5 protein-coding genes are annotated in these 4,956 nt (G+C 53.1%); all 5 read right to left on the reverse strand.

All coding sequences use genetic code 11. The annotated features are described in order from the left end of the window. The coding region (locus HY768_10510; protein ID MBI4727629.1) for a GNAT family N-acetyltransferase at window positions 1-707 on the reverse strand (707 nt) is incomplete at its 3' end. Window positions 708-710: 3 nt separating this feature from the next. Continuing rightward, window positions 711-1,574 (reverse strand): phosphatidate cytidylyltransferase, encoded by an 864-nt coding sequence (locus HY768_10515; GenBank protein ID MBI4727630.1) that lies wholly within the window; start codon window positions 1,572-1,574, stop codon window positions 711-713. Window positions 1,575-1,728: 154 nt separating this feature from the next. Continuing rightward, window positions 1,729-3,441, reverse strand: a complete 1,713-nt coding sequence (gene rpsA / locus HY768_10520) for a 30S ribosomal protein S1 (GenBank protein MBI4727631.1) — start codon at window positions 3,439-3,441, stop codon at window positions 1,729-1,731. Between the two features lie 102 nt (window positions 3,442-3,543). After that, the gene (gene ispH / locus HY768_10525; GenBank protein MBI4727632.1) at window positions 3,544-4,461 is read right to left on the reverse strand and encodes a 4-hydroxy-3-methylbut-2-enyl diphosphate reductase; all 918 of its coding nucleotides are present in this window, start codon (window positions 4,459-4,461) and stop codon (window positions 3,544-3,546) included. After that, a partial coding sequence (locus HY768_10530; GenBank protein MBI4727633.1) for a 1-acyl-sn-glycerol-3-phosphate acyltransferase occupies window positions 4,461-4,956 on the reverse strand: 496 nt, incomplete at its 5' end. The genes HY768_10530 and ispH, both read right to left, overlap by 1 nt.

Below are 4,956 nucleotides of genomic sequence, written 5' to 3' on the forward strand. Positions count from 1 at the left end.
CCCAAACTCCTGGCTAAAGCAATGGAGGCAACGTTATCTGATTTCACGTAATATATCGGAAGTATATCATGCTCAAAACACCATTTTACCGCAGCAGAAACCACCATTTTGCCGTATCCCCTTTTCCGATGCTTCGCGTCGGTATACACCGCAATATTCCCGGCTCCGCATTCTATCGGCTCCACCGCAGCCCGGCTCAGAATCTGCCCTTTGCTAACTAACCCAAAGCATCGGCCTTCTTTGATGTATTTTATATTTTGTTCCCAAAAATGGTCTTGGTATTTTTTGCCTCTTTGGAATAACGGTCTCTTGCTTAATATCGTCTTTTTATCAGCCAAACCCAACGCCCGAACGGTCTGATCGCAGTTTTTTATTTTTACAAAGTCCTTCTGATCGACAGTCATCCGAATGTAATGATCGATTTGGTAAAGTTTGAACTGGTCATAAATAAAATCATCTATTGTTTTAAACCACACGTCCGGGGCCAGCTTTTTTAGGGAAAGGGCCACGGCCATCCTGCGGACTTTTCCTAACAGATCGGTAGAGGCTGATATTACCACTTGCTGCCGGTTCAAGAAGGACAGGAGTAGCGGTTTACGCTGGGTTTCTAATTTGTCCCTTACCGAAGAATGACAAACGATCAGATTCCCTGTTTGTTTCGAATTGTAGCCCAAATACTGGGCATAATGTTCTTGGTATGATAACATGATCTACCCCAGAACAAAAATCCTGCAATACCAGTAAACAAAGGGCAGGGCGAACATCATGCTGTCGAAACGATCCAGCACGCCGCCGTGTCCCGGCAATAGATTACCGGAATCCTTCACCCCGGCGTCGCGTTTGAACAGCGATTCGAAAAGGTCACCCAAAGTGCCGAAGAACGCCACCCCCAGCCCGATTATCAGCGCCTGCCAGAGACCCAGTTCCTTTACCCAGTATAGCGATAATAGGACAGAGGCCGTCACAGTAAACAGCGCGCCGCCCAGCAGCCCTTCTATGGATTTCTGGGGGCTTATTTTGGGGGCCAACGGCCTTTTGCCCCAGATTAGACCGGTGAAATAGGCCCCGGTGTCCCCGGCCCAGACCAGGGCCATGGCCAGGGTCAATAGTTTGAATCCCGGCGCCTGCCCGTAATTACGCAGTAAAATCATGTGCCCCAGCAGGCCAGGCACATAAATTATCCCGAATATGGTGGCAGCTAATCCAGCAAGGGAGTTTTCGATCCGGGCCTTGATTGCAGTCCAGCCTAACAATAAAAGCAGCCACCCAACCGTCAATCCGGCCATTAAATCAGAGACGAGAGAAAAGGATAGCAAGAGTAATATCCCGCCCAAAAGCCCCCACCATTTCAATGGGGCATATCCCTTGACGCTTGCCAATCCGTAATATTCCAAAAGCCCCAACAGCGATATCAGCAAAACCAAAGCCCAAAGCCACCAGCCGCCCAAGTATACCGCTGCCAGCATCAGGGGAATTCCTAAAAAGGCCACTAATACCCTGGGGCCAAGTTTGGAAAAAGAATCCTTTATGTTTCGACCGGCAGGACGGAATTCCTGTTTGTTTGATTCTGTCATTTTGTGCCTTTGATCTGCGTTGCGAAAATCAGTAATAAACTAAGATGATAATATTTTAAGCCCTGCTTGTCAAGCAAATAAATTGCGGGCCGGAGTTTTCATCCGGCCCGCTTTATGATCAAAGACCCATGCCTTGATCCAAGTTTTGTAAATACTACTGAGCCTGCTCGGCCCCTGGGGCTTCCTTAGGTTCCTCTTTAAAGTATGGCTTGATCTCTTCGGCCTCCTGGGACGAAAGCAGAGCCTTCTGGGACAGGGCGATCCGGCGGTTGTTGACGTCGATCTCGAGGATCTTGAGGTCCATTTCCTCGCCGCCTTTGAAGGTCTCTTCCAGCTTGGTCTCGTCCACCTTGTCTAATTCAGAGACCGGCACGAATCCTTCAAAGCCATTGTCCATGTCCACCAACAGGCCGCGTTCCAGGGGACGGTTGACCTTGCAGTGCACTATCTGGCCCAGAGTGAAATGCTGGTTGACCGTGTTCCAGGGATCCTCCTCCAGCTGTTTTATTCCCAGGGAGATTCGGTGGTTCTCCTTGTCGATGTTGGTGACCACCACGTTGACGTCATCGCCCTTTTTGACCACATCGCCGGGATGCTTGATGCGCTTGGTCCAAGAGATGTCCGAGATGTGGATCAGGCCGTCGATGCTGTCTTCCAGTTCTACGAAGATGCCGAAATTGGTGATGTTGCGGACCTTGCCCACCGCCTTGGCTCCGATGGGATATTTGGCTTCGATGCTGGACCAGGGATCCGGCCCCAGCTGACGAAGCCCTAACGATATCTTCTGCTCGGCCTTATCTATCTTCAGCACCATCGCTTCCACTTCGTCCCCGATGGAGACTATCTTGGAGGGATGCTTCACCTGGCGGGTCCAGGACATCTCGGAGATGTGGATCAGGCCCTCCACCCCCTTCTCCAGCTCGATGAAGGCGCCGTAATCGGTGATGGATACTATCTTGCCCAGGAGCTTGGTCCCCACCGGAAATTTGGTCTCGATGCTCTCCCAGGGATGGGTGGTCAGTTGCTTTAAGCCCAGAGATACCCGGGATCTCTCGCGGTCGTATTCCAGGATCTTGACCTTTACCTTTTGCCCGATCTGAACCAGCTCCGAAGGATGGCTGATCCGGCCCCAGGACATATCGGTGATATGGAGCAGGCCGTCTAAGCCGCCCAGATCCACGAAAACGCCGAAATCGGTGATGTTTTTGGCGATGCCCTCCCGCACCTGGCCCTTGTCGATCTCGCCCAGGATGATGGCCCGCTGCTTGTCCCGGTCGGCGTCCAGCACCACCCGGCGCGAGACCACGATGTTCCGCTTCTTCTTGTTGATCTTGATGATCTTCAAGGGAATGGTCTGCCCCAGCAGGCTGTCAATGGTCTCCAGGGGACGGAGGCCGATCTGGGAGCCAGGCAAAAAGGCGTCCACGCCCAGCAGGTCTATGATCAGCCCCCCCTTGACCTTGCGCAGCACCTTGCCGTCCACGATGATCTCGCTGTCCAATGATTTTTGGACCTTGTCCCAGACCTTGATGAAATCGGCCTTCATCTTGGACAGCACTATCTGCCCGTCCTGGTCTTCCATCTGTTCCAGCAGCAGGTCCACCTTCTTCCCGATCTCGACGGCCGAGCGGTCCAGGAATTCCACCACCGGGACGACGCCCTCGGACTTGAAGCCGACATCCACGATCACCGAATCCCCGGAGATTCTAAGCACCGTACCGGTGACGATTTCGCCCTCCTCGAATTTTTTCTTATGAAAAAATTCGTCCAGCAGGCTTCGGAATTCGCCCGAACCCTCCTGCTCATCCTGCTCCAGCAGCTGATCCTGTGATAAAAGCTTCTCGCTTGGTTGTTTGGTTTTTGCCATGAGTTTGTGTTTAAAACTCCTTTCGGTATAAAATAGGCCGACCAATGCCAGCCTTATAAAACTAAAATCAGAAAACGAAAACGAAACCTTCCCGGAATCAATTTATATATCCCCGGTCCTGTCTTCTGTCTTCTGCTCTTGTTTTTTTGTTAGTCGATTCCCGATTCTGACTTCTGCCCTATGCCTTCGTTTTTTGTCCGTCAGTTCCCTGATCCGTTCCACCACTTTTTTGACCATGCTGTCGGGGGTGGATGCCCCGGCCGTTACCCCGGTCTTGGTGCAATTTTGGAACCATTTTGCATTCAACTCTCGCTCCGTTTCCACGTGATGGGCCGGCCGGCCCACCTTCCGGCACAATTCCAGCAGACGCGAAGTATTGGCCGAATTGCGTCCGCCCACTACAATCGTCACATCGGAATCGTTGGCCAGCCGCATGGTATCCTGCTGCCTTATCTGGGTGGCCTGGCAAATGGTATTGATGGCGTGAAGGTCCTCTGTCCGCCTGCTCAGTGCGGAAACGGCGCTGATGAAAGCATCGGCCGAAAGCGTGGTCTGGGCCAGCACCCCCAGCTTTTTCTGGACCTTGAAATTGTTTTGGTTGTACACCACCGAGTTCTTTCCGGCGTAACCCTTGAGGGCTATCACTTCCGGATGCTCGGCCTCGCCCACTATCACCACTTGGCGTCCCTCCTCCTTCAGCAGGGCCGTGGCCTTTTGGGCTTTGGTCACGAAGGGGCAGGTGGCGTCCACGATCGTAATGCCTTTTTTCATGAGTCCGGCTATTACGCGGGGGTGCACGCCGTGCGAGCGGATGATGACTGTGCCGCTTTTGATCCGGGAAAGATCTTTGACCGCCTTGACCCCGCAGGCCTCCAGTTGGGCCACCACCTGGGGATTGTGGATGATGGGCCCCAGGGTATATACCGGTTTTTTCGACCTTTGGGCTATCTCGAACGCCATGTTCACCGCCCGCTTCACCCCGAAGCAGAACCCGGCGCTTTGGGCCACCTTTATCTTCATCAGGACACTTCCTTCAGACCGGCTATCCGTTCCATGATCAACCGGCTCAGGTCCACATATCCGCTTTTTTCGGACGGGAAAGATTCTATCTCGGCCACGGTGATCGGCCGGCCGAACCGGGCCGTCAGCTTGTGTTTCCTGCCCAGCAGTTCCCGCAAACCCATGTTTGTCCCCCGAATGAAACAGGGAACCACCGGGACCCCATTCTGCCTGACCAGAAAACCTATGCCCGGCTTGGGGTCTAAAAAATTTTCTGTTTTGCTTCGGGTGCCTTCGGGGAAGACCAGTACCGCCAGGCCCTGGTTCAGTTTTTCCTTAAGCAGCCTGATGGCCTGGGAATCCCAGCCGCCCCGCCTGATGGGAAAGGCGTTATGGCAGGTGATTAATGCCCTTAAGGGGGGAAAGCCGAACAGCTCTTTCTTAGCCATGAAGGCGGTCTCCCGGCGGATGCAGGACCCCACGAAGACTGTATCTATCAGGGCGATATGGTTGGAG

The sequence above is a fragment of the candidate division TA06 bacterium genome (assembly GCA_016208585.1).
Classification (GTDB): Bacteria; Edwardsbacteria; AC1; order AC1; family EtOH8; genus UBA5202.

Bases quoted from the DNA above. Each gene is read 5' to 3' on its own strand.
- HY768_10515 (MBI4727630.1), bottom strand. From the start codon at position 1,574: ATGACAGAATCAAACAAACAGGAATTCCGTCCTGCCGGTCGAAACATA.
- rpsA (MBI4727631.1), bottom strand. From the start codon at position 3,441: ATGGCAAAAACCAAACAACCAAGCGAGAAGCTTTTATCACAGGATCAG.
- ispH (MBI4727632.1), bottom strand. From the start codon at position 4,461: ATGAAGATAAAGGTGGCCCAAAGCGCCGGGTTCTGCTTCGGGGTGAAG.